The sequence below is a fragment of the Hansschlegelia sp. KR7-227 genome (assembly GCF_049446035.1).
GTDB lineage: Bacteria > Pseudomonadota > Alphaproteobacteria > Rhizobiales > Methylopilaceae > Methylopila.
In genome coordinates this window covers 444,052-467,083 of the sequence record NZ_JBMSEA010000001.1, presented here as the reverse complement: position 1 = coordinate 467,083, position 23,032 = coordinate 444,052, and the positions used below count along the sequence as shown (strand labels likewise).

Genomic DNA, 23,032 nt, shown 5'->3' with positions numbered 1-23,032 from the left:
CGCAATCCAATGTTCGAAGCGAAGTTCCAGTCCTTCGACGAGACCGCCGATCCCTCGCAGGGCGCGCCGCGGCTCGCGGCGCTGCGGGCCGAGCTGCGATCCCGGAGGCTCGACGGGTTCCTGCTGCCGCGCGCCGACGAGCACCAGAACGAGTATCTGCCGCCGTCGGCCGAGCGGCTCGCCTGGCTGACGGGTTTCACCGGCTCCTTCGGCTTCGTGATCGTGCTGCCGACGAAGGCGGCTTTGTTCGTCGACGGGCGCTACGCCGTTCAGGCGCGCACGCAAGTCGACATGACCGCCTTCACGCCGGTCAACATCTCCGACGAAACGCCATCGGACTGGCTGAAGGCGAACGCCGAGCGGGGCCAGAGGATCGGCTACGACCCCGAGATCCACACGCTCGAGGGGATCGAGCGCTTCGAGGCCGCGGCGAAGGCCGCCGGCCTTACACTGATCGCGCTGGACGGCAATCCAGTCGACGCGCTCTGGACGGACCGACCGGCTCCGCCGCTCGCGCCGGTGGTCCCGCACGACGAAGCGTTCGCCGGCGAAAGCGCGGCGTCCAAGCTCGATCGTCTGCGGGCGGAGCTCGCAAAGGCGAAGGCCGACGCGCTGCTCGTCACCGACGCGCATTGTCTCGCATGGCTGTTCAACATTCGTGGCGGCGACGTCGCGCACACGCCGCTGCCGCTCGGCTTCGCGATCGTGCCCGCGGCGGGGCGGCCGGACCTGATCCTGGACTGCCGCAAGCTCTCGAACGCGGTCCGCGCCGCCCTCTCCGAGACGGCGTCGCTTGCGGAGCCGCACGACCTCGACAGCGCGCTGCAGGCCCTTGGCGCGCAGAGGAAGACGGTGCGGCTGGACCCGTCGGGCTCAGCGGCCGCCTACGCCCGCACGCTCGAAAAAGCCGGCGCCACGCTCCAGCGCGGGCCGGATCCCATCGCGCGACTGAAGGCGGTCAAGAACGCGGCCGAAATCGCCGGCGCGCGCGCCGCCCAGACGCGCGACGCCGTCGCGCTCTGCCGCTTCCTCGCCTGGCTCGACGCCGAGGCCCCGAAGGGCGCGCTCGACGAGATCGGCTGCGCCGAGGCGCTGGAAAGCTTCCGGCGCGAGACCGGGGCGTTGAAGGACGTCTCGTTCCCCTCGATCTCGGCGGCCGGGCCGAACGCCGCTTTGCCGCATTACCGCGTGACGCGCGCCAGCAACCGCAGGCTCGAGACCGGGTTCTACCTCATCGATTCCGGCGCCCAGTATCAGGACGGCACCACCGACGTCACCCGCACGGTCGTCATCGGCGAAGCCTCCGCGGAGATGCGCGACCGCTTCACCCGCGTGCTCCAGGGCCACATCGCCATCGCGACGGCGGTGTTTCCGAAGGGCGTGAGCGGCGCGCAGCTCGACGCCTTCGCCCGCCGGCCGCTGTGGGACATCGGGACCGACTTCGACCACGGCACCGGCCACGGCGTCGGCTCCTACCTGTCGGTGCATGAGGGGCCGCAGCGGATCTCCAAGCTCGGGACCGCCACGCTCGAGCCCGGCATGATCCTGTCGAACGAGCCCGGCTATTACCGCGAGGGCCATTTCGGCATCCGGACCGAGAACCTGCTGCTGGTCGAAACCCGCGACATCCCGGGCGCCGAGAGAGAGATGCGCGGCTTCGAGACCCTGACGCTGGCGCCGATCGACCGCCGAGCGATCGAGACCGACTTGCTGTCGAAGGCCGAGCGCGCCTGGCTCGACGCCTATCACGCGCGCGTCGCGGCCGAGATCGGCCCGCTGCTCGACGCCGGCGCCCGCGCCTGGTTGGCCGCCGCCTGCGCGCCGCTGTGACGCGTTGCGCTCGGTGGCGGAACCCATAGGTCCCTGGACGATGTCACGCTCCACCATCAGCCTCGTCGCCGTCGCGGGCCTCTACGGCGCGATCGGGGTCGCCACGGCGGCCGCCGCCGCTCATCTCGCAGGCGACACGCGGCTCGCGACGGCCTCGAACTTTCTTCTGCTGCATGCGGCGGCGATCCTCGGCGCGGTCGGGGCCGGCGGAGCGCTGGGGCTCGGCCGCTTCGCGACCGTCCCCGCCTGGCTGCTCGCGGCTGGGGCCCTGCTCTTCTGCGGCGATCTGCTGGTGCGGGTCGCCTTCGGCGCGAGCCCTTTGCCGATGGCGGCGCCGACCGGCGGGACCCTGCTGATCGTAGGCTGGATCGCCTTGTCGATCGGCGCGGTCTGGGGCGGCCTGCGAGCCGCCCGACGCCACGTCGGCTGACCCTCGAACTGCGTCCGTTCACCACGCTGGTCGCCCACAACTTGACTTCTGCGGCGTTGCGCTGCACATAAGTCTCGAAGATTTTTGATGAATCTTCTTGCGACTCGGCCGCGTGACACCGGCTAGCCGGACCTGCCGAGCGCCACGAACGACCATCTGACAGCCCAGATCACGCGGGGCGCGTCCTTTACGCACCCGCCGTCTTCGCGCATCCCTTGTGGGTTCGGCGCGACCGCACGGCTGCACCTGAAAGACCCCCAGATTTGACCACTTTCACCGAGCTTGGCCTCTCCGCGCCCGTCCTTAAGGCGCTCGCGTCGGAAGGCTACGAGACCCCCACCCCGATCCAGGCGCAGGCGATTCCCGCCGTGCTCGCCGGCCGGGACCTGATGGGCATCGCCCAGACCGGCACCGGCAAGACCGCCGCCTTCGCGCTTCCCATCATCGAGAAGCTTGTCTCCAACCCGCGCCAGCCCGCCCGCCGCGGCTGCCGCGTGCTCGTGCTGTCGCCGACGCGCGAGCTCGCCAGCCAGATCGCGGAGAGCTTCCGCGCCTACGCCCAGAACCTGAACCTCAGCGTCGCCGTCGTGTTCGGCGGCGTCGCGGCCGGCCCCCAGGTCCGCAAGCTGTCCGGCGGCGTCGACATTCTCGTGGCGACCCCCGGCCGCCTGCTCGACCATGTCGACGGCAAGATGCTGCGCCTCGACCAGGTCGAGCATTTCGTGCTCGACGAAGCCGACCAGATGCTGGACCTCGGCTTCATCCACGCCATCCGCCGCATCGTGCCGATGCTGCCGCACCGGCGGCAGACGCTGTTCTTCTCGGCGACCATGCCGAAGATGATTAAGGACCTCGCGGACACGCTCCTGACGAACCCCGAGACGGTCGCCGTCACGCCGGTCGCCAAGACCGCGGACCGCGTCGAGCAGAACGTCGTGTTCGTCGAGCAGAACGGCAAGAAGGCGGTTCTGGCCGAAATCCTGTCCTCGCCCGAGCTCACGCGCGCGCTCGTCTTCACGCGCACCAAGCACGGCGCCGACAAGGTCGTGCGGCAGCTCGCGGAAGCCGGCATCGATTCCGCGGCGATCCATGGCAACAAGAGCCAGCCGCAGCGCGAACGCGCGCTCGGCTCGTTCAAGACCGGCCACATCAAGGTGCTGGTCGCGACCGACATCGCGGCGCGCGGCATCGACGTCGACGCCGTGAGCCACGTCGTGAACCACGACGTGCCGAACGTCGCCGAGGCCTATGTCCACCGCATCGGCCGCACCGCGCGCGCCGGCGCCGAGGGCGTCGCCATCACGCTCGTCGCCAATGACGAGCGCGCCTATCTCCGCGACATCGAGCGGCTGATCAAGCAGTCGATCCCGACCAGCGACCGGCGTTCGCCGGCTGGCATGGCGGAGCCCGAAGGGGCCGGCGCGGCCTCCAAGGCGGGCGCGCGGCAGGGCCAGCGTCCGAACAATGGCGGCCAGCGTAACGGCGGCGGCGGACGCGGCGAAAACGGCCGTGGCGCGCCTCGCCAGGGCGGCGACGGCAAGGCGCACGGCGAACAGCGCCGGGCGGGAGCCGGCGCCGGACCGAGCCGTCACCGTGCGGACGGCCCTCGTCCGGACGCGCGTCGCGCCGATGGCGTCCGCGCCGACGGCGACATCGCGAAGATGTCCTTCATGAAGCCTTCCGGCGGCCGGCCTGACCGGCGCCGCCGCGGCGGCCGCCCGAACGGCGAGCGCTCCGCCGAACACGGCTGACGCGTCCGTCGCGCCTACTTCGTCGCCGTCCGCTTCGCGGCGGCGGCGACCGGCGCCCCGCAGGTCGGGTCGAGACGCGGCCCGAGCCAGGCGAGCGCGGGCGCGAGCTCGCGCCGCCACAGCGCCCATTCATGCCGTCCGCCGACGATCCGCAGCGTGCTGTCGACGCCCCGGCGGAGCAGCGCCAGATGGAGCTCGGTCGCGCCTTGCACGATCCCGCCGGGATCGCGGTCGCCGGCGTCCAGATAGACGGCGGGCTTGGGCGCTCCGCCGAGGCCGAGCCTCGGCGCCTTCAGAAACAGATTCCAGGCGTTGAAGCGGGCCGGTTTGAACGGCGTTCCGAACGCGCCGTCGTAAAGCCGCTGCGCCCGCCTCATCCGCGCGGTCATATGCGGCGCGATCGGCGGGGCGATGCTGCCGGACAGGCTGATCGCGGCGCCGTAGGACCGCGGCCGGCTGAACGCGAACAGCAGAGCGCCGTAGCCTCCGGTCGACAGGCCCGCGACCGCCCTGCCCTGGCGGCAGTCGGCGGTCGGCAAGGCCGCGTCGACGGCGTCGACGAGATCGCGCGTCAGCGCGGTCGCCATCGCGCCGGCGCCGCCGCGGTCGTGGTTGTCGACGTACCAGCTGTCACCCGCGTAGGGCATGACGACGACAGTCGGCGGCAACTTGCCCGCGGCGATCGCGCCGTCCATCGTCTCCGCGAGCCTGCCCGCGTCGAGCCAGTCGGCCTCGCCGGGGCCTCCGCCATGCAGAAGATAGAGCACCGGCCAGCGCGCCCCCGAGGGCGGCGCCTCCGCCGGCCGATAGAGGTTGTAGCGGATGGGATGACCGAGGGCGGGGCTCGGCGCCGCGAGGCCGCGCTCGACGATGCCGCCGGCCCGGACGGGAGCGGTCGAGCAAAGGACTGCGGACGCGGCGAGCGCCGCAAGACGACGGAAGCGCATGGGCGACGCTCGTTCTGCGGCGACCGGGACGGTTCGCGACAGCGCGGCGAAGCTCGCCCAGGCGCGATCCCGACAGGCTAGCGCTGCGGCGCAGCATCCGTCGCCGCGCGAAAACGTCACGGGCTCGCAGACTCGCTCGGAACGTCGCCCGGCCGGTTGGCCACGTCGCGCCGGCACCCGGGATCGAGCCGCGGTCCCAGCCAGCCAAGGCCGTCGGCGAGCTGCCGGCGCCACGTGTCCCAGTCATGTACGCCCGGCCCGATCCGCAGCGTGCTGTCGACGCCCGCGCGCAACAGGTCCACATGGAAGCGGGTGAGGCTCTGCAGGAGCCCGCCGCGGTCGCGATCGCCGATGGCGAGGAAGATCGCCGGCTTCGGCCCCGGCTTGCGCGGAAGCGATCTCAGCAGGACGAACGGGTTCCAGGCGTTGAACCGGCCGCGCTCGAGCGGACGCCCGAACGCGCCGTCATAGAAGGCGTCCGCGCGCTCCAGCCGCGCGCGGTCGCCGGCCTCGATCGGAGGCGTGATCGCTCCGGCGAAGCTCATCGCGCCGACATAGAGGCCGGGATCGGCGAGCGCGAAGGTCACGGCGCCGTAGCCGCCCATCGAAAGCCCGCCGACGGCCCGTCCCTCCCGGCAGGCGGCGGTGGGAAAGCGGGCGTCGATCGCGGCGACGAGATCGCGCGTGAGCGCGGTCTTCATCATGCCCTGCCCGCCGGGATCGTCATTGTCGACGTACCAGCTGAACGGCGCGACGGGAATGACCACGAGCGAGGGCGGAATCACGCCGTCGGCGACCGCGCGGTCGATCACCTCATAGACGAAGCCCTGGTCGAGCCAGTCGGACTCGCTCGGCCGGCCTTCGAGCAGATAGATCACCGGCCAGCGCGCGCCCTCCGCCGGCGGCTCGGCCGGGCGAAAGAGATTGTACGCGAGCGGCCGGCCAAGCGCCGGACTGAACGCCGTCTGGTTGCGCTCGACGACGCCCGCGCCCTGAGCGCCGGCGGGGACCGCCGCGGCGAGCGCGAGACACAAGCCGGCGAGAATGCGTCGGGCGAAGCGCGGCACGTTCGGACCTTGGTGACGGCGGGAGATCGATCTCGGCGGACATAGCGCGTTTCGCGCGCTTTGGCGCGGCGCGGGAGCGCATCGCCCTCACCGCTCGCATGTCGAGGACCGAAGCGGCCGGGCGATCCGCACGTCGCCTGACGCACGATCCCTTCATGCGCGCCGCCGTTCGGCGTGAGGGAGCATGAGGCGAAGCGGCCGCGGGCGCTCATGCGGGCCAGGGCTTCAGGGCGGGCTCCGGCTTCGAGACCCGCAGGATCAACCAACCGACGACGCCCGAAGTCAGCGAGCCCAGCAGGATGCCGACCTTCACCTCGTTCTGCAGCTCGACGTCGGAGGCGAAGGCGAGCAGGCCGATGAACAGGCTCATGGTGAAGCCGATGCCGCACAGCATCGACACCCCGAGAAGTTGCGACCAGCTCGCGCGCGCCGGCAGGCAGGCGTAGCCGAGCCTGATCACGAGCGCCGCGCTGCCGAACACGCCGATCAGCTTGCCGAGCAGCAGCCCGAGCGCCACCCCCAAAGTCAGCCGATCGGTGAGCGCGTCGGTGGTCATGCCGGCGAACGACACGCCCGCGTTGGCGAAACCGAAGATCGGGATCACCACGAACGGCACGAAGCCGTGAAGGGCGTGCTCGAGCCGGTGGAGCGGCGACTGCTCCATGTCGTCGATCTTGCCCGGCGTCGGCTTCAACGGGATCGCCAGGGCCAGCGCGACGCCTGCGAGCGTGGCGTGCACGCCCGACCGCAGCACCAGCACCCAAAGCAGGGCGCCCAACAGCAGGTAGGGCGCGAGCGCGGTGACCCCGCGCTTGTTCATGACGACCAGCGCGGCAACGACCGCGGCGGCGCCGGCAAGGTCGTAGGTCGAGAGGTCGGCTGTGTAGAACAGCGCGATGATAATGACGGCCCCGAGGTCGTCGATGATCGCGAGCGCGGTCAGGAAGATCTTGAGCGAGGTCGGAACGCGGTCGCCGAGCAGGGACAGCACGCCGAGCGCGAAGGCGATGTCGGTCGCGGCCGGAATCGCCCAGCCGCGCAGCGTCGCCGGGTTGTCCCAGTTGAGCGCGGCGTAGATCAGCGCCGGGACGACCATGCCCCCGAGCGCGGCCACGCCCGGCAGGATCCGGCGCGACCAGGTCGAGAGCTGACCATCCAGCATCTCGCGCTTGATCTCCAGTCCGACGAGCAGGAAGAAGATCGCCATCAGGCCGTCATTGATCCAGTGCGCGACGCTCAAGGGCCCGACATAGGCGTGCAGCGCCGCCTCGTAGGCCCCCCCGAGCGGCGAGTTCGCCACTGCCAGCGCCGCGGCCGCGGCCGCCATGAGCACGAGGCCGCCAGCGGCGCCCCCGTCGAGGAACGCGCGGAGCATGGAGATGGGACGGCGCAGCGGGGCGAGGGTCATGGGCGCTCGGTGTTGGAGGATGCGACCGCATAGGTAGGCTCCTCGCTGCGGGGTCAACTCGAGCCGAGATCACGTTGGGGAGAAGGATCGTCGGGCGGACGTGCCCCCTCACCGTCGCGTGCGGCGCCAGATTGCGCGACGGGCCGGACGGCGCCCGGTCGCGATCGCATCGCCCTTGCATTCGGACGCGGCGGGAGCCGTCGTCCTGAGACCCTGGTGCGGACGGCGGGAGAACTAAATCACATTCACCGTCGCGCCAAGATACCGTAAATGTCTTGACGATCTAGGGGTTATCGCCACAAGCACCTGCCACAAACCGTCGAGACAAACGACGCAGGTTCGTGGCGCTTCCTCTGGCAAGGACACCCTACCTCATCCGGCGCGGCGACAGCTGGTGGAGGCGGATCGTCGTTCCGTCGACCCTGCGCCCGCTCATTCAGAAGAACGAGCTGACCCGCGCCCTTGGTCCGGATCGGCAGGCGGGCATCACTACCATTCTGGTGCGTCTTCGATCATGGGAGTTATGTTTTCCCGGCCATCAAGTTAACGGGAGTGCAGGTCGAGGGCGGGTTGAGTTACATCGAAAATAGCTTTTCTCGAATTGCTGAACCACGTCTGTGGATGTCACTTGCTTACAAGTTCTTGGGTCAAAATAGATGACGAAGAGGTCCGATACTTTTCGGGACCGTGGACTTCGCTCTCTGTTGGTCGCCCACGTCGCGCGTCCTTGGATCCACGTGATGACGTGATCACGGTCGGACGCCGTCCACGGGGACGCGGATCGGTCATCGATTGACTCCCGCCACATTCTCGCCATAGCGTCCGCCGCGACGGTTCCCCTCGGGGATCAAAAGGGAACGCGGTGCGGGTCTCATGACCTCATGCCGCGGCAGCCCCCGCTACTGTAAGCGGCGAGCGACTCTGTCATCAGCCACTGGACCACTTCGGTCTGGGAAGGCGATGGAGCCGCAGCGACCCGCGAGCCAGGAGACCTGCCGTCAGTCGTGTGGTCACACGCGAACGCGTCGGGCGGGGTGCACCGATGGTGGGCGAACCGTCGGGCGTGGCGACACGCGTGATCGGCAAGACCTCGAGTTCGCGGTGACGTGCCACTCGTCCCGCTCGGGGTTTCGATGTCCACCCTTTCTCTCCCCTCACAGGGCACGTGCGCGCGCCTGACCGCGCTCGCAGTCGCGTCCGCTTGCCTCATGACCGACGCCGACGCGCAGACCGCGCCCGACGCCGACGTCACGCAGCTCGAAGAACTCTCCGTCACGGCGAACCGCGTCGACGGCCCGCAGGCCGCTGTCGGAAGCGCCATATCCTCCATCTCCGGAGAGGAGCTGGAGCAGCGTCAGATCCGAGTCGTCTCCGACGTGCTGCGCGAACTGCCCGGCGTCGCGGTGAACCGCACGGGACCGGCCGGCGCCGCCACCGCCGTCCGGATCCGCGGATCGGAGGCGAACCAGACGCTCGTCATCGTCGACGGCATCCGCGTGAACGATCCCGGCACGAGCGGGGAGTTCGATTTCGCCAACCTCCTCAACCTGGAAGTCGAACGCGTCGACGTGCTGCGGGGACCGCAGAGCGCGCTCTACGGCTCGGACGCGATCGGCGGCGTGATCAACATCGTGACGCGAAAGGGCGAGCCGGGACCGCCCCGGTTCCGCGCCAGCATCGAGGGCGGCTCCTTCAAGACCATGACCGGGACGGCCTCGGTGTCAGGCGGAACGGAGGCCTACGATTTCCTGTTCGCCGGTCAGGGCTTCAGCACCCGAGGCGTCTCGACCGCAAGCCGGTTCGACGCCGTCGTGCCGACGCGTTCGCTGGATCATGACGGCTATAAGAGCGGAACGGGGCTCGCGAAGGTTTCGGTGCGGCCGACGGAGGCCCTCGAGTTCACGGGCGTCGCCCGCTACACCGAGTTCGACGCCGACCGCGACGGCTTCGGCGCGACGTCGGACGGCTATCCGTTCGCGGCAGCGGTCGATAATCGCGACACCGAGAAGGGCAAGCAGTTCTTCGGCCGCGCGCAGGCCAAGGCGACGCTGCTCGGCGGCGCCTGGGACCACATCCTCGGCCTGTCCTACACGAACCAGGACCGCCGCAGCTTCGCCGGCACGGACCTCAAGACCTACGCCTCGCTCGGCGAGATGACGCGGTTCGACTACCAGACCAACGTCCGCTTCGAGACCCAGGGCGCGCTGCCGGCGAGCCATGTGCTGACCTTCGGCGCCGACCACACACGCGACGCGGTGAAGAGCTTCACAGCCTTCCCGTTCCCGGCCGACGCCCCGAACCCGCTCCGCAAGCACATCGATAACGCCGCGCTCGTCGGCCAATACCAGATCGGTTTCTTCGAGAAGTTGTTCGTCACCGGCAGCGTCCGTCGGGACTTCAACGACCGCTTCGAGGAGGCGACGACCTATCGCTTCGCGAGCGCCTACACCTTCGACCAGACGAAGACCAAGATCAGGGGGTCGTGGGGCACCGGCGTCAAGAACCCGACGACCTTCGAGCTGTTCGGCTTCTCCGGCAATTACGTCCCCAACAGCGACCTCAAGCCCGAGCGCGGCGAAGGCTGGGACGTCGGTGTCGACCAGCCGATCTGGGACGACCGGATCGTCATCGACGCGACCTACTTCCAGCAGCGCGTGAGGGATCTGATCTCGAGCGAGACGGTCCCCGATCCGGGCGACCCGACCGGCTTTGTGAACCGGCCGATCAACCTCGCCGGCACGTCGAAGATCGACGGCGTCGAACTCGGTTTGACCCTGAAGCCGATCAACGGGCTGACGCTGCGCAGCGCCTACACCTTCACGGACGGCCAGGACGCGACCGGCGCGACGCTCGTGCGCCGACCCACGCACATTGCGAGCTTCAACGCCAACTACGCGTTCCTCGATGACAGGGCGAACGTCAACCTCGGCGTCATCTACAACGGCCGACAGCGCGATCTCGCCTATGACGCCGCGACCTTCGCGCGGACCAGCGTTCCATTGAAGGCCTACACGCTGATCAGCCTCGCGGCGTCCTACAAGCTGCACCAGAACGCCGAGATCTACGGGCGGGTCGAGAACCTCTTCGACAAGAATTACGAGGAGGTCCTGACCTACAACACGCCCGGGCGCACTGCCTATGGCGGTCTCAAGGTCTCGTTCTGACGACGCCGGCCGCCGGCCTGTCGTCGGCGGCAGCCCCTCTCCACGATCAGGGTAGCGCTATGCCTGAAGAGACAATCGTGCGGCGTGAGCCGACCGAGATCATCCGGGACGACAACGGCGCCGTCAGGCGCGAGATCTGGGCGCTGAACGTCGACGAGCCGACGCTCGAGGCGTTCCTGCGCGACGTGTTCGAGAACCACTGGGCTGGCATCCGGTTCGGTCCGCTGATCGAGGGAGCGGCCTATGAGTGGCGCTGCCCCGGCGCGCCCGAGAAGATCGGCCTCCTCGACGGCTACCTCACCGTCATGTTCGGCCATGGCGGGCACTTCCACCTGTGCATCGGCGAGAACCGCGGCTCGGAGCGTTTTCCCGTCGCGCCCGAACTGACGCGCCGGCGCAAGCCCTCGAAGGCTCAGCTGTTCCGCAGTCGCGGGCGCGACGGCAAGCCGGTGACTTGGGGCTTCGAGATGTGGAACGGGGCCGGCGAGCCCATGATCTCGATCTTCTTCGCCAACCCCTTCATCGAGGACGACGACAGCCTCTCAGCGACGCCGGACTTCTCGCGGCTCGCCACTTGGCGGGCGATCTCGAAGCGCTGGCTCTGCCGCGACCCCGAGGCGATCGACGCGGAGGGGCGTGGTTTCGCCCATGGCTGAGCGCCTTCTCGCGGTCGCCCTCGCGCTGACGCTCGTCGGCCCATGGTGTGAATCAGCAGCGGTCGCGGCTCCGGCGCGCGTGGTCTCGATCAACCTCTGCACCGACGAGTTACTGGCGCAGCTGGGCGATCCCTCGCAGATCGCCTCGGTGACTTGGCTGTCGACGGTCTCGGCCGGATCGAACGTGGCGGACCTCGTGAAGAGCGTGCCGCAGAACCGCGGGCTCGCAGAGGAGGTCGTGGCGGCGCAGCCCGATCTGGTTCTCGCCGGTCGCTACGCCGCGCGCGCGACCGTTTCGGTGCTGAAGCGCATCGGCGTGCCCGTCGTCGACGCCGACGCGCCGCGGACGCTCGACCAGGTGAGAACGGAGATCCGCCGGCTCGCGTTCGCGATCGGCCATGCCGACCGCGGCGAGGCGATGATCGTAGAACTGGATCGCCGGCTGGCGCGCCCGGCGACCGCCCCCGAGCCGAAGTTGCGGGCCGCGGTCCTGCGCCCGAACGGCTTCACCGCGGGTCCCGGCTCGCTCAGCGATGAGCTGATGCGACGCGCAGGGCTCGTGAACGTCGCCGCCGAACTCAAGCTGGACAACTACGGTCAGCTGCCGCTGGAGACGATCATACTGGCGGGCGTCGACCTGCTGATCGTCGACGGCGACCGCGCCGGGCCGCCCGCGCTCGCCACCGAGATTCTGAAGCATCCAATCCTCGGGCAGTTGGGCGAACGGGTGCGCGTGGTGAAGATCCCGCCGAAGCTCTGGACCTGCTATGGGCCGAGCATCGCCGACGCCTACGACATCCTGGTCGACGCCGCGGCTGGAGGCGGTCGGTGACCGCCCCGTCTTACCCTGCGCTCGCCGGCGCGCTGGCGGCGCTGCTGACGGCAGCCTTCGTCGCTTCCGTCGCGATCGGTTACGCGCCGGTCGACCTCCCAGGCGCGCTCGGCGACCTTGCCGCCGGCAAAACCTCACTCGGCTCGCTGGTGCTGGTGGAGCTGAGGCTGCCGCGAGCCATCATGGGAGCGCTGGTCGGGTTCAGCCTTGGGCTGGCCGGCGCCGCGATGCAGGGGCTGCTGCGAAATCCTCTCGCCGACTCGGGCGTGATCGGGGTCTCGGGCGCAGCCGCCTTCGGCACGGTGATGGCGTTCTACTCTGGCCTCTCGGGGACCTTCGGGCTAGCGCTGCCGATCGGCGGCGTTCTGGGAGCCGGCCTCGCGGTCGCGCTGCTCTACGTGCTCGCCGGCCGCGGCTCAGCGACCATGACACTGATCCTCGCGGGCGTCGCGATCAACAGCCTAGCGGGCGCGCTGACCGCGCTCGCCCTCAATCTCTCGCCGAACCCCTATGCAGCGATGGAGGTGATGTTCTGGCTGATGGGATCGCTTGCCGACCGCAGCATGGACCACGTCCTGCTCGCGGCGCCGCTGCTCGCCCTCGGCTGGTTGATGATCCTCGCCTCCGGCCCGGCGCTCGACGCACTGACGCTCGGCGAGGACACAGCGACGAGCCTCGGCTTCGATCTGGGCCGCGTGCGGTTGCTGCTCATCGTCGGGACGGCGCTCGCCGTCGGCGCATCGGTCGCGGCGACCGGAGCGATCGGCTTCGTCGGGCTGGTGGTCCCGCATCTGCTACGTCCCCTTGTCGGCGGACGGCCCGGACGGCTGCTGCTGATCTCCGGCCTCGGCGGTGCGGCGCTGGTTCTCGCCGCCGACATCGGCGTGCGGCTGGTCGGAGTGCGTCCGGAGTTGAAGCTCGGCGTTGTGACCGCGCTCATCGGCGCGCCGTTCTTTCTGTCGCTGCTGTGGCGGCTGAGGCGTGAGGCGTGATGGAGATCGCCGCCCAAAACCTCACCGTTCGGCTCGGCGGAGCGCCACGCGTTGATCGGGTCTCGCTGACCCTGCGGCCCGGACGGCTCGTCGGCCTAATCGGCCCGAACGGCGCCGGCAAGACCACGTTGTTCCGGGCTCTCGCGGGCTTGCGCGAGCCCGACGAGGGCGAGGTGGTCTATGATGGCCGTCCGCTCGCAGTGCTCGGCCGTCGCGCTCTCGCGAAGCGCCTCGCCTATCTCGAGCAGGCCTCGGAGGCGCACTGGCCACTCCGTGCCGACCATGTCGTCGCACTCGGCCGCCTGCCGCATCGTCGCTTTGGTCGCGCTGTCCTACCCAGTGACGCCGCGGCGGTGGACCGCGCCATCCGGGCGGCCGACGCGGACGGGTTTCGCGAGCGCCCGATGCATGCGCTCTCCGGTGGCGAGCGCGCACGCGTTCTCCTCGCGCGCGCCTTCGCGGTCGAGAGCGAATGGCTGCTCGCGGACGAGCCGGTCGCGGCGCTCGACCCCGCGCACCAGCTCGGCGTGATGGAGACCCTCTCCGCAGCCGCGCGCCGGGGCATGGGGGTGGTCGTGGTCCTCCACGACCTCACGCTCGCAAGCCGCTTCTGCGACCGGCTCGTGCTGATGGCGCAAGGCCGGGTCGTCGGGGACGGCGCGCCGGCGGAGGTGCTCACCGACGCCGCGGCGGCGGCGGCGTACGGCGTGACGCTCGCTCGTGCCGACTCCCATGGCGAGCCGCTTATCGCCCCGTGGCACCGCATCGATCCAACTTCGGGAGAGACCCTATGAACGAGGCGCAGGCGTTGCTCGAGCGCCATCTCCTGTCGCTGGATCGATCGTGCGGAGTTCGGCCAGCCGGTCGGCGAGCGGCCTGCCGTCTGAGGCGAGCGACGCCGCCTGCCGGCGAAACGTCTCGCGACGCTCCTCAACCAGCGGCCCGACCGCGCGGGCGATGATCAGCGAGACAAGCTCCTCGGGCGTGTAGTAGCTGCCGCCCGCGGCCGGGCCGTTCCTCGGGCTGATGGCTGAGCCCGAAGATCACCATCGCCATCACAGAGTCGGGGATCTGAGCGCGATCGAGGATCGGCGAGGCGGACGCCTCAACAGGCCGCCATTGTAAGGCGGGATGCCGAGATCGTCGTTGCCGGCCGACACGGCTCTGAAGATCGCCTGGAGGCGTGGCATTCTGGTGCGGACGGCGGGACTCGAACCCGCACGCCTTGCGGCGCAAGATTTTAAGTCTCGTGCGTCTACCGGTTTCGCCACGTCCGCAGGCCACCGGTATCGCAGATAAAAAAAGCGCGCCGCAAGCGGCGCGCTTTGAGGTTCCTGCGCGGGAGGATTGCGCAGGGGGGAGGAACTGGAAAAATCAGAAGCGGTACGGCGGCCGAAGCACGTCGGCCTTCTCGACGCCGAGCGTCTTCAGGTCGGCATAGGCCGGCGCGCTGCGCGCGTCGACGGCGGAGGCCACACGTCCCGCCGCCGCGAGGATGGCGAACGTCTCGCGAACCTCCGCGACGATCTCATGGAAGCCAAGGGACGGCGTGGGCCGGCCGATGGCGAGGGACAGATTGCGGGCCACTTTTATCTCCAACGGTTACGAGGCGTTCGCCTCACGGGGTTGAAGATAAGCGCCCTGCCGCAGCGCACAATGCGCGAAAAATCCTGGTATGCCATGCGATTTGTGCATGGCTCAGGTCCCATTCTTTCGTCAAATCTTTATAATCGATCCGACTTTCGTCGCAAATCTCGCCTTTAGCGCAGCTCTGAGAGCATGGCTTCCAAAGCGGCGCGGGCGGCGGCCAGCGCCTCGACGTTTCGCGACCGCAGCACGATGTTGGTGTTAAACCGGTCGCCTTCCACGAAGGGGTAGCTGCCGATCGCGACCTGCGGATGCGCCTTCTGGACCGCCGCCAGCGGGATCGCGATGTCGCCCTCCTTGGCGTCGGCGCGCACCGTCTCGCTCTCGAGCTTCACGCCCGACCTCAATTGGGGGGCCACGACCGACAGCATCGCCTTCATGATCGACGGCACGCCCGCCATGACGAACACGTTGTCGAGCCGGAAGCCTGGCGCCTTCGACACGCTGTTCGCGATCAGATCGGCCCCGACCGGGATCCGCGCCATGCGCAGACGTCCCTCGTTCAGGTCGGCGGGATTCGGAAAGCGCTCCTGCAGCATGGCGATCGCGCGCGGATCATGGTCGATGCCGACGCCGAAGGCCGCGGCGACGGCGTCGGCGGTGATGTCGTCATGGGTCGGCCCGATGCCGCCGCAGGTGAAGACGTAGGTCACGCGCGCCCGGAGCGCGTTCACCGCCTCGACGATCGCCGCCTGGTCGTCGGCGACGACGCGGACCTCCTTGAGGTCGATGCCGAGCCCGGTCAGGGTCTCGGCGATGTGGCCGCTGTTGGTGTCCTTGGTGCGGCCCGACAGGATTTCGTCGCCGATCACGACGACGGCGGCGGTGACGGATTCGGCTTTGGACATGGCTGGGCCTCGGGGAGGCTGGGAAGCTAGCGGACGGCGCGGGCCGCGCAAGCTTCGGGGATTCTTCCCAGGGCGGACGGCGGCGGAGCGCCCGAAGCGGCTCCCGCCGAAGATTCCTCGCGAACGGCTCGGTTTCGCGGCCATAAGGCCTAGATGTCGCGCGTCCCGACGCGCTATGGCCAACCGACCACCTGTCCGGGACGGAGCGACCTCCTCGATGCGCTTTGAAGGCACCAGCGACTACGTCGCGACCGACGACCTCAAGATCGCGGTCAACGCCGCGATCGCGCTCGAGCGGCCGCTGCTGGTCAAGGGCGAGCCCGGCACCGGCAAGACCGCCCTCGCCGCCGAAATCGCCAGGGCGCTCGGGGCGCCGATGCTCGAGTGGCACGTGAAGTCGACCACCAAGGCGGTTCACGGGCTTTACGAATACGACGCCGTGGCGCGGCTGCGCGACGGCCAGCTCGGCGACGCGCGCGTCAACGACATCGCGAACTACATCCGCAAGGGCCCGCTGTGGACCGCCTTTGAGGCGCCGGCCCGGCCCGTCCTGCTGATCGACGAGATCGACAAGGCCGACATCGAATTCCCCAACGACCTGCTGCGCGAGCTCGACCGGATGGAGTTCTCGGTCCACGAGACCGGCGAGACCATTTCGGCGCGCGAGCGGCCGGTGGTGATCATCACCTCGAACAACGAGAAGGAGCTGCCGGACGCTTTCCTGCGCCGCTGCTTCTTCCACTACATCCGCTTCCCCGATCCGGAGACCATGGCCGCGATCGTCGAGACGCATTTTCCGGGGCTTAAGAAACGGCTGCTCTCGGAGGCGCTGCAGCTGTTCTACGAGGTGCGGGACGTGCCAGGCATCCGCAAGAAGCCGTCGACCAGCGAGCTGCTCGACTGGCTGAAGCTGCTGCTGATCGAGGACATCTCGCCCGAGACGCTGATGGAAAAGGACCCGCGCAAGGCGATCCCCCCGATGCACGGCGCCCTGCTGAAGAATGAGCAGGACGTCCAGCTGTTCGAACGCCTCGCCTTCATGATGCGCCGCGGGCAGCGCTGAGCGCGATCACGTCGCCCGGAATCGTTCAGTCGCTCAGTCGCAGCCGTCGTTCCGGGCTCGTCCCGGAACCCATTTCCGCTGCGTCTTCAATGATATGCCGCCGGCGGCGGGAATGGATCCCGGGACAAGCCCGGGATGACGGGCGAGGATCTTTCGCTTCAAAGCGAGGCGATCGCGCTCTAGGACGACAGCTCGAGCGTCTTTTCGAACACCGCGAGGCCGGTGACGCAGTCCTCCATCGCGCGGCGGGCGCGCGGTCGGGGGCAGTCGAGCGCCTTGGCGACGGTCTCGAGCCGATGGTTGGGCACGTCCTTCACCCGCGACTGCGCGAAGCGCATGGCGCAGACCGTCGTGGTCGGCGCCTGCAGGCCCTCGCGTTCGGCCTCCGCGACCAGGAAGGCGTGATCGAAGCCGATGTTGTAGGCGACCAGCGGATCGTCGCCGACGAAGGCGAAGAAGCCGGCGAGCGCGTCCTTCGGCGTCGGAGCCTCCGCGAAGGCGGCGTCGTCCAGCCCGGTCATGGCGCGGACGAAGGCTGGAATCGCGCGGTCGGGCTTCACCAGAGTCTGGAAGGTTTCGAGTTCGCCGGTCGCCCGGTCGAAGCGCAGCGCCGCGATTTCGATGATGCGGTCGCGCTTCGGCGTCAGTCCCGTCGTCTCCAGATCGAAGAAGACATACGCGGTCTCGCCCGCGGCGATGCTTTCGAGAGGCGTTGACATCGGGCTACTCTGGACTGGCGCTTCACGGTTTATGCTGGCTGGGGACGCGCGGCGCAATCGCAAAGCGCGTCGAATTCACGGCTTTTCCGGGCGGGCGGGCCATGGCATAGGCTCGCTGCCATGTCGCACAACAGCTTCGGCCACCTGTTCCGTCTCACCACCTTCGGCGAGAGCCACGGTCCCGCGATCGGCGCGGTGGTCGACGGCTGCCCGCCGCGGCTGACGTTCCGGCGCACGGACGTGCAGGCGGCGCTCGACCGAAGGCGGCCGGGACAATCCCGCTTCACCACCCAGCGCCGCGAACCGGACGAGGTCGAGATCCTCTCGGGCGTGATCGGCGACGCGGACGGCCTGCTCACCACGACGGGCGCGCCGATCGGCCTGCTGATCCGCAACGTCGACCAGCGGTCGAAGGACTATTCGAACATCGCCCAGCGCTACCGCCCGGGACATGCCGACTACGCCTATGACGCCAAATACGGCGTGCGCGACCATCGTGGCGGCGGGCGCTCCTCCGCGCGCGAAACCGCGTGCCGCGTGGCCGCGGGCGCGATCGCGCGGCTGGTCATCCCGGAGATCCGGATTCGCGGCGCGCTGGTCGCCATGGGCGCGATCGAGATCGACCGCTCGCGCTGGGACTGGGAGGCGGTCGGCGACAATCCGTTCTTCTGCCCCGATCCGATCGCGGCGCAGGAGATGGAGGGCTATCTTGACGGCGTGCGGAAGGCCGGCTCCTCGGTCGGCGCGACCCTCGAGATCGTCGCCGAAGGCGCGCCTCCGGGGCTTGGAGCTCCGATCTACGGCAAGCTCGACGCCGACCTCGCCTCGGCGATGATGAGCGTCAACGCCGTCAAGGGCGTCGAGATCGGCGCCGGCATGGCGGCGAGCCGGCTCACCGGCGAAGCCAACGCCGACGAGATGCGGGCGGGCGAGGACGGCCGCCCACGGTTCCTCTCAAACAACGCCGGCGGGGTGCTCGGCGGCATCTCGACGGGGCAGCCGATCGTCGTGCGCTTCGCGGTGAAGCCGACCTCGTCGATCAACACGCCGCGGCGGTCGATCGACGTGACGGGCGCCGAGGTCGACGTCTCGACGCAAGGCCGCCACGACCCCTGCGTCGGCATCCGCGCGGTTCCCGTCGGCGAGGCGATGATGGCGCTGACGCTCGCCGACCACATGCTGCGCCACCGCGGGCAGGTGGGATGAACGTCGCCTGCGGCTGCGACGAAAAGCGCCGTCCGGGCTGACCGGCGTCAAATCCAGTTCACGGCAGGCGCCGTAAGGCTGGCCACCTCGCGGCCGATCTTCAGGCGGCGAAGCACTGCGACTAATCCTCCCGCCGGCGCGTGCAAGCAGTCCTCGCGTCGGCGGTTTTTTTTCGCTCAGCGGCCGCCGACGTCGAACAGATTGCCCGCGACCTCCCGCACCGTCGGCGCCTTGCGCTCGACGAAGGGCATCGGTCGACAAACCGCCATGGCCGCCAGCCCGACGCGGGCGGTGAGCAGACCGTTCAGAACGCCCTCCCCCAGCCGCGCCGAGAGCTTCGCGGCCAGCCCGTGGCCGACCACCTGCTCCAGCAGGCCGTCGCCGACGCCCATCCCGCCCGTGACCGCGAGATGCGCGCCGACATGCTTGGCGAGCTTCAGGAAGCCGAGCGCGCCGGGACGTCCGCCATAGATCGCGCCGATGCGGCGAATGAGGCGCGTCGATTCGACCAGGACGAAGCCGAGGTCGACGATCGCGCGGGGCGACACCGCGGTCACGACGGAAACCCGCTTGGCCGCGTTCGCGATGGCGCGCGTCGCCTCCCGGTCGAGCGGCTCCATCAGCTCGCGCTCGACGATCCTCAGCCGGTCCGGCCCGTCGATGATCTCGTCGGCGTGGCTCGCGATGGCGGCCCGCGCGCGCGCCGTTTCGGGCCGTCCGACATAGATCGCGACGACCTCTTCGACGACGGCCTTGGCCTTCTTGTCGTCGTCGGCGCGGTGGGCCTCGTCGGCTGCGGTCCTCAGATCCTCGATCGTGTTGAGGCGCATCAGCGCGAGGGCCTCGCGGCCAATGATCGCGAGCCCGGCGAGCGCCGCGAGCGCCGCGAGGCTGAGCGCGATCCATCCGAGCCAGTCGGAGCGCGCGAACAGATCCTCGACCACCCGGGTCGCCCACAGGCCGAGCGCGAGGCTCGCGAGGCCGCCGAGCGCGCTCCAGAACAGGCCGCCGAGCGAGACGCCCTTTCTTCGCGGCTTCACCGGAACGGCGGCCGGCTCCGGTCCGACGTCGAAGGCGTCGGGCTGCGGCGTGACGACGACGCCGCCGCGGGAGGCCGACACCGTCTCATCCGACGAGCCGAGCACGACGGAGGGGTCGTTCAGCCGGAAGGTGGCCGGCCTCCGTGGCGGTTCACTCATATCAGCGCGTCCCCGATCAGGAACTCGATCGTCCGGTCGAGCCGGATGTGCGGCAGTTGGGGCGGTCGCTCGGAGGCGAGAATCTTCGGCGGACGGAACTTGATGAACCGGAGGTCGCCGCCATCCTCGCGCGCGGCGCGGCCGACATAGCCGCCCGAGCGCAGAGCGACCTCCGGATCGGCGGGGAGATCGCCCGGAAACACCGCGATCTCCTCCTCCCCGTCGAACACCTGCCCGTTCGAACGCTGCCCCTTTTCCGGGACGCCGATGATCACCGGTAGTTCGTCCCGGCCCTGCCGGGCGCTCGCCTCGCGCGTCGCGCGGACCGCCGCGAGCGCGACGACGTCGACCGCCGCCCCGCCGAACTCGGCCCGTTCGATCGCGCGGCCGACGAGCCGGCGCAAAATCGCCTCCAGCCGGTCGTGGCTGGTGTGGTGAAGATGATCGGCCTTGGTCGCGGCGAACATCAGCCGCTCCACGCGCGGCCGGAACAGGCTCGAGAGCCAGGAATTCTGGCCGTGGCGGAAGGCGGCGAGCACGTCCGTCATCGCCGTCTCGAGGTCGGCGACGGCCTCGGGCCCCGCGTTCAGCGCCGCAAGGGCGTCGACCAGCACGATCTGACGGTCGAGCCTTGCGAAGTGGTCGCGGAAGAACGGCTTCACGACCAGCGTGCGATAGGCCTCGTAGCGCCGCTCCATCATCGCCCAGAGCGAGCCGGACGGCGCGTCGCCCTCCGCCGGAATCGTCAGCGGCGCGAAGGTCAGCGCAGGGCTGCCCTCCATGTCGCCGGGCATCAGGAAGCGGCCGGGGGGCAGCGTGGAGAGCGCGACGCGGTCGTCCCGGCCGGCGCGCAGATAGGCGGTGAACTTCGCGGCCGCTTCCCGCGCGACGCTCTCGTCGGCCGCCGCGAGCGGATCGACGGTCGCGAGATGCGCCCGCCACTCCGCTGCGATGGGCGCGCGCGTCGGGCCTTCGCTCGACAGCAGCGTGCGCGTCGACCAGGTGCGGAAGTCCTGCGAGAGCAGCGCGAGATCGAGGAGCCACTCGCCGGGATAGTCGACGATGTCGAGCGTCAGCTTGCGTCCCGGACGCGAGCCGCTGAGGAACCCGCCGCGGCTTTCGAAGTCGACGACGACGCGAAGCTCCGAGATGCGGCGCGTGGACTCGGGCCAGACGCGGTCGGGCCCCGTCAGAGCGCGCAGATGGGTTTCGACCTCGAAGCGCGGCACGGCGTCGTCCGGCTGCGGGCTGAGGCGCGCGCCGGCGATGCGGCCTTGCGCATAGGCGCGGAAGGACGGGAGCCGGCCGCCATGGACGAGAGCCTGGACCAGCGCCGTGAGGAAGACCGTCTTGCCCGCCCGCGACAGGCCGGTGACGCCGAGCCTGAGCGTCGGATCCAGCGCGCCGGCCGCGGCGTCGGCGAGACTGCGCGCGACAATCCGCGCTTCGTCGATCAGCCCGCCGAAGCTCATGCGGCCTCGCCGATTCCCAACAGCTTCGGGGTGACGAAGCGATCGAGCCGGGCCGAGTGGGGCGCGATGTCGGCCCAGCCGTCGGCGGCGAAGTCGAGAACGGCGATCGCGGCCGTCGGGAACTTCTCCGAAAGCGTCCGGCGCGCCTCGGAGTCGCCTTTCGAAGCAAGTAGTTCTACGAACTGTTCCAACCCCGGGTTGTGACCCAAGATCAGCAGCGTCTGAACTTCAGCCGGCGTCGCCCTCACCGTTTCGAGGAGCGCTTCCGGGGTGGCCATGTAGATGCCGTTGTCGAACCGGACCTTCGGCTTTTCCGGGAACGCCGCCTTCGCGAGCTCCCAGGTCGCGCGCGCGCGCTTCGCCGTCGAACAGATCACCAGATCGAGCTGGAACGCCCGGCCCGCGAGCCACGCGCCCATCGGACCCGCCGCTCTCCTGCCCCGCGTCGAAAGCCCGCGCTCATGGTCGTCGCGATCGGCGTCCGACCAGTCGGACTTGGCGTGTCTGAAGAGAATCAGTCGGCGCATGGTGCTCCCGGTCGGCGCTTCGGCGCGCCTCACCGGCGCCGTCACGCAGGTGGGGGGCCGTTCGGACTTTCTCAACCCTGTTTGTTCACGGCTCGGAAACCCTCACGGGGCGAACGGTGAAGGGCGACGCGACGCGGTGAACAGGAAATGAACGCCGCGTTCGGATCCAGTTCAATGCCGGCCCGGCATCTTGGAGAACGTGGCGGAAATGTCACTGCCTACGGAATGATACAATTCGTAGCGATCGTTGAACCTATCGCGCCCAAGTTTCGACCATAGAGGCGCGCAGTAACAAAGAACGGCCCACCGCGTACCCTGGTGGGATGGAGCGTGAAGTCATCATGAGCACCATGCAGCAATATGAACAACGAGCGGGCGGCTCTTTCGCCTCGGCGATCGACGTCCATCACCTGAACCGCCAGACGATGGGCGACCGCGCCCTGGAGCGCGAGGTCCTGGAGCTTTTCCGCCGCCAGGCCCGCATCCTTCTCTACCGCTTCGAGGCGCAGACCAACCCGGTTCAGCGCGCCGATCTCGCCCACACGATTAAGGGCTCGGCCCGGGGCGTCGGCGCCAATCGCGTGGCCTTCGCGGCGGAGGAGCTGGAGCGCGCGGCCAAGGCCGGAGAGCCCACCGGCAAGGCGCTCGCCGAACTCGCCGAATCCGTAGCCGAGGTAACCTCCGCCATCGAGCTTCGGTTCGGGATCGACGGCTGATCGTCTGCTCCGGCCGTCCGCGCTTGAGGCGCGAGGGCGCACGCGCCCTCATCCGCTGGCGCGCTCCCGCGAAACGCTCTAAGGAGCCCGCGCGGCTGGCCGCGTCTCGCTGAGGCGCGTCGGACGTCGACGCGGCAGGCTCGCATCGCCGACCCGCGCCGAATGACGAGGATCCGTGCGGCGGCGCGCTTCAGCGCGACGTCCCGGGCTCCAGCGACCTTGCGAGCGGCGGGCCATGGCTAAAATCACCTTCATTGACCAGTCCGGCGAGCAGCGGACCGTCGACGCGGAACCCGGCTCCACCGTGATGGAGGCGGCGATCCTCCACGACATTCCGGGCATCGAGGCCGAATGCGGCGGCGCGTGCTCCTGCGCGACCTGCCACGTCTATGTCGACGACGCCTGGACCGAAGCGGTGGGCGGTCCCGAGCCGATGGAAGAGGACATGCTGGACTTCGCCTTCGACGTCCGGCCCACCAGCCGCCTGTCCTGCCAGATCAAGGTCACGCCGGCGCTCGATGGGCTCGTGGTGACGACCCCGGAGCGGCAAGGCTGATC

21 protein-coding genes, 1 tRNA gene and 1 riboswitch are annotated in these 23,032 nt (G+C 69.6%); of the genes, 12 read left to right on the top strand and 10 right to left on the bottom strand.

Going from position 1 to position 23,032, the window contains the following annotated elements; genetic code table 11:
* Nucleotides 1-9: 9 nt before the first annotated feature.
* The 3 genes from ACO2RJ_RS02095 to ACO2RJ_RS02085 all read left to right on the top strand — a co-directional run bounded on the left by ACO2RJ_RS02095 (nucleotide 10) and on the right by ACO2RJ_RS02085 (nucleotide 4,011).
* Nucleotides 10-1,830, top strand: coding sequence for an aminopeptidase P family protein (locus ACO2RJ_RS02095; protein ID WP_423268887.1), 1,821 nt, complete (start codon nucleotides 10-12; stop codon nucleotides 1,828-1,830).
* A gap of 40 nt (nucleotides 1,831-1,870) precedes the next feature.
* A complete protein-coding gene (locus ACO2RJ_RS02090) occupies nucleotides 1,871-2,260 on the top strand; it encodes a DUF423 domain-containing protein (protein WP_423266357.1) in 390 nt (129 codons plus the stop codon).
* Between the two features lie 263 nt (nucleotides 2,261-2,523).
* On the top strand, nucleotides 2,524-4,011 hold the full coding sequence (locus ACO2RJ_RS02085; RefSeq protein WP_423266356.1) for a DEAD/DEAH box helicase: 1,488 nt from the start codon (nucleotides 2,524-2,526) through the stop codon (nucleotides 4,009-4,011).
* A gap of 14 nt (nucleotides 4,012-4,025) precedes the next feature.
* On the opposite strand, the gene ACO2RJ_RS02080 is transcribed toward ACO2RJ_RS02085, so the two are convergent.
* The 3 genes from ACO2RJ_RS02080 to nhaA all read right to left on the bottom strand — a co-directional run bounded on the left by ACO2RJ_RS02080 (nucleotide 4,026) and on the right by nhaA (nucleotide 7,433).
* The gene (locus ACO2RJ_RS02080) at nucleotides 4,026-4,958 is read right to left on the bottom strand and encodes an alpha/beta hydrolase (RefSeq protein WP_423266355.1); all 933 of its coding nucleotides are present in this window, start codon (nucleotides 4,956-4,958) and stop codon (nucleotides 4,026-4,028) included.
* A 116-nt stretch (nucleotides 4,959-5,074) separates the two neighbouring features.
* On the bottom strand, nucleotides 5,075-6,025 hold the full coding sequence (locus tag ACO2RJ_RS02075; RefSeq protein ID WP_423266354.1) for an alpha/beta hydrolase: 951 nt from the start codon (nucleotides 6,023-6,025) through the stop codon (nucleotides 5,075-5,077).
* Between the two features lie 208 nt (nucleotides 6,026-6,233).
* The gene (gene nhaA, locus ACO2RJ_RS02070) at nucleotides 6,234-7,433 is read right to left on the bottom strand and encodes a Na+/H+ antiporter NhaA (protein ID WP_423266353.1); all 1,200 of its coding nucleotides are present in this window, start codon (nucleotides 7,431-7,433) and stop codon (nucleotides 6,234-6,236) included.
* 814 nt (nucleotides 7,434-8,247) lie between these two features.
* Nucleotides 8,248-8,447: riboswitch (cobalamin riboswitch) on the top strand.
* A gap of 194 nt (nucleotides 8,448-8,641) precedes the next feature.
* Here nhaA and ACO2RJ_RS02065 point away from each other — a divergent pair.
* The 5 genes from ACO2RJ_RS02065 to ACO2RJ_RS02045 are packed head-to-tail and all read left to right on the top strand — an operon-like array spanning nucleotide 8,642 to nucleotide 13,871.
* Nucleotides 8,642-10,597, top strand: a complete 1,956-nt coding sequence (locus ACO2RJ_RS02065) for a TonB-dependent receptor plug domain-containing protein (RefSeq protein ID WP_423266352.1) — start codon at nucleotides 8,642-8,644, stop codon at nucleotides 10,595-10,597.
* 59 nt (nucleotides 10,598-10,656) lie between these two features.
* Entirely contained in the window at nucleotides 10,657-11,253 is a 597-nt protein-coding gene (locus ACO2RJ_RS02060; RefSeq protein ID WP_423266351.1) for a DUF7676 family protein, read from the top strand.
* The gene (locus ACO2RJ_RS02055; protein WP_423266350.1) at nucleotides 11,246-12,085 is read left to right on the top strand and encodes an ABC transporter substrate-binding protein; all 840 of its coding nucleotides are present in this window, start codon (nucleotides 11,246-11,248) and stop codon (nucleotides 12,083-12,085) included. The genes ACO2RJ_RS02060 and ACO2RJ_RS02055 overlap by 8 nt, the downstream gene beginning before the upstream one ends.
* The gene (locus ACO2RJ_RS02050; protein ID WP_423266349.1) at nucleotides 12,082-13,077 is read left to right on the top strand and encodes a FecCD family ABC transporter permease; all 996 of its coding nucleotides are present in this window, start codon (nucleotides 12,082-12,084) and stop codon (nucleotides 13,075-13,077) included. Before ACO2RJ_RS02055 ends, ACO2RJ_RS02050 begins: the two co-directional genes overlap by 4 nt.
* On the top strand, nucleotides 13,077-13,871 hold the full coding sequence (locus ACO2RJ_RS02045; RefSeq protein ID WP_423268886.1) for an ABC transporter ATP-binding protein: 795 nt from the start codon (nucleotides 13,077-13,079) through the stop codon (nucleotides 13,869-13,871). The genes ACO2RJ_RS02050 and ACO2RJ_RS02045 overlap by 1 nt, the downstream gene beginning before the upstream one ends.
* Nucleotides 13,872-14,269: 398 nt before the next feature.
* On the opposite strand, the gene ACO2RJ_RS02040 is transcribed toward ACO2RJ_RS02045, so the two are convergent.
* The 3 genes from ACO2RJ_RS02040 to ACO2RJ_RS02030 form a co-directional block, all read right to left on the bottom strand.
* A tRNA-Leu gene (locus ACO2RJ_RS02040) sits at nucleotides 14,270-14,354 on the bottom strand.
* Between the two features lie 97 nt (nucleotides 14,355-14,451).
* Nucleotides 14,452-14,664, bottom strand: coding sequence for a hypothetical protein (locus ACO2RJ_RS02035; RefSeq protein ID WP_423266348.1), 213 nt, complete (start codon nucleotides 14,662-14,664; stop codon nucleotides 14,452-14,454).
* Between the two features lie 173 nt (nucleotides 14,665-14,837).
* Nucleotides 14,838-15,572 carry a competence/damage-inducible protein A gene (locus ACO2RJ_RS02030; RefSeq protein WP_423266347.1) on the bottom strand — a complete coding sequence of 245 codons (735 nt, stop codon included), beginning with the start codon at nucleotides 15,570-15,572 and terminating at the stop codon, nucleotides 14,838-14,840.
* A gap of 217 nt (nucleotides 15,573-15,789) precedes the next feature.
* Between ACO2RJ_RS02030 and ACO2RJ_RS02025 the strand changes: the two genes are divergently transcribed.
* Nucleotides 15,790-16,635 carry an AAA family ATPase gene (locus ACO2RJ_RS02025; protein WP_423266346.1) on the top strand — a complete coding sequence of 282 codons (846 nt, stop codon included), beginning with the start codon at nucleotides 15,790-15,792 and terminating at the stop codon, nucleotides 16,633-16,635.
* Nucleotides 16,636-16,814: 179 nt separating this feature from the next.
* Here ACO2RJ_RS02025 and ACO2RJ_RS02020 read toward each other — a convergent pair whose 3' ends face one another.
* A complete protein-coding gene (locus ACO2RJ_RS02020) occupies nucleotides 16,815-17,354 on the bottom strand; it encodes a PolC-type DNA polymerase III (protein ID WP_423266345.1) in 540 nt (179 codons plus the stop codon).
* A gap of 120 nt (nucleotides 17,355-17,474) precedes the next feature.
* Here ACO2RJ_RS02020 and aroC point away from each other — a divergent pair, with 120 nt between their 5' ends.
* Nucleotides 17,475-18,560 (top strand): chorismate synthase, encoded by a 1,086-nt coding sequence (aroC, locus tag ACO2RJ_RS02015; RefSeq protein WP_423266344.1) that lies wholly within the window; start codon nucleotides 17,475-17,477, stop codon nucleotides 18,558-18,560.
* Between the two features lie 176 nt (nucleotides 18,561-18,736).
* Here aroC and ACO2RJ_RS02010 read toward each other — a convergent pair whose 3' ends face one another.
* Genes ACO2RJ_RS02010 through ACO2RJ_RS02000 form a run of 3 tightly spaced genes read right to left on the bottom strand, consistent with a single transcriptional unit; the run spans nucleotide 18,737 to nucleotide 21,758 of the window.
* On the bottom strand, nucleotides 18,737-19,759 hold the full coding sequence (locus ACO2RJ_RS02010) for a YcjF family protein (RefSeq protein WP_423266343.1): 1,023 nt from the start codon (nucleotides 19,757-19,759) through the stop codon (nucleotides 18,737-18,739).
* Entirely contained in the window at nucleotides 19,756-21,231 is a 1,476-nt protein-coding gene (locus tag ACO2RJ_RS02005; protein WP_423266342.1) for a YcjX family protein, read from the bottom strand. Before ACO2RJ_RS02005 ends, ACO2RJ_RS02010 begins: the two co-directional genes overlap by 4 nt.
* Complete coding sequence (locus tag ACO2RJ_RS02000; RefSeq protein WP_423266341.1) at nucleotides 21,228-21,758, bottom strand: SixA phosphatase family protein; 531 nt, start codon at nucleotides 21,756-21,758, stop codon at nucleotides 21,228-21,230. Before ACO2RJ_RS02000 ends, ACO2RJ_RS02005 begins: the two co-directional genes overlap by 4 nt.
* 341 nt (nucleotides 21,759-22,099) lie before the next feature.
* On the opposite strand from ACO2RJ_RS02000, the gene ACO2RJ_RS01995 reads away from it, so the two are divergent.
* Together ACO2RJ_RS01995 and ACO2RJ_RS01990 are read left to right on the top strand one after the other, a co-directional pair.
* Nucleotides 22,100-22,474 (top strand): Hpt domain-containing protein, encoded by a 375-nt coding sequence (locus tag ACO2RJ_RS01995; RefSeq protein ID WP_423266340.1) that lies wholly within the window; start codon nucleotides 22,100-22,102, stop codon nucleotides 22,472-22,474.
* Between the two features lie 235 nt (nucleotides 22,475-22,709).
* Nucleotides 22,710-23,030, top strand: coding sequence for a 2Fe-2S iron-sulfur cluster-binding protein (locus ACO2RJ_RS01990; RefSeq protein ID WP_423266339.1), 321 nt, complete (start codon nucleotides 22,710-22,712; stop codon nucleotides 23,028-23,030).
* Nucleotides 23,031-23,032: the final 2 nt, after the last annotated feature.